Annotated in this window: 1 protein-coding gene and 1 pseudogene; one reads left to right on the top strand and one right to left on the bottom strand. The window is 38.0% G+C overall.

Translation table 11 applies throughout. The annotated features are described in order from the left end of the window. Positions 1-127 precede the first annotated feature (127 nt). A complete protein-coding gene (locus ACRCJ0_RS17130; RefSeq protein WP_069286253.1) occupies positions 128-478 on the top strand; it encodes a hypothetical protein in 351 nt (116 codons plus the stop codon). 48 nt (positions 479-526) lie between these two features. Here ACRCJ0_RS17130 and ACRCJ0_RS17135 read toward each other — a convergent pair. Beyond that, a pseudogene (locus tag ACRCJ0_RS17135) lies at positions 527-769 on the bottom strand (tRNA (guanosine(46)-N7)-methyltransferase TrmB); the annotation flags it as partial.

Genomic DNA, 769 nt, shown 5'->3' on the forward strand with positions numbered 1-769 from the left:
ATATACGCCAAACAATTATGAATAGGTAAAACTATATTTTGCCAGCCATGATTGTTATAATATGTTCATGATCACTTATCGAAATAGATTCACTTATTCACCCTTATGACAACAAAGGAGCGATTATATGTCTAATCAATACAACCAACAACCAACAAAACGTGACGACGTCTTACTAGCAGGTTTCCTATTTGGATGCGGACTAGTTATCGGTGGCGTTGTGGGCGCATTAGTAGCCGACCATTCTAAAAAAGTAGACGGCAATGACGTCCTTCAAAAAGCCAAAGCCCTATTCACCGACCCAGGTACCATCGAAGGTTCTTGGATTGAATTACAACCCATTCAAGCAGAACGCTTTGGCCAAAAACAAGAAGTCTTCTACGGCGGAATCTCCCGTACAGAAGACAACGAATTAGTTCAATACGAATTTATGGCAGACCCAAAAACCGGCAACTTTCTAGATTTTTATAAGCTGTAAGCATAATTGAGGGACTATGACAATTAAAGTCACAGTCCCTCATTTTTTCTATTTAAATTTAGCCAACATATAGTTAATTCTAAAGCCACGGGCTGAGAATTTTTCTTCATACTCTGTTTGGACATTGCCTTCAATATCCGACTCATGCAAGTTCAACGAAATTTCTAAGAAATCCATGCCATACTGTGACATTGAAGTCAGTGAATATTCAAATAATCCTTGGTTATCCGTTTTGAATTGCAGGTAACCTTCTGTTTGTAAGACATGTTTATATTGGTCCAAGAAGGTTTT

This window comes from Aerococcus sp. L_32 (genome assembly GCF_050689315.1).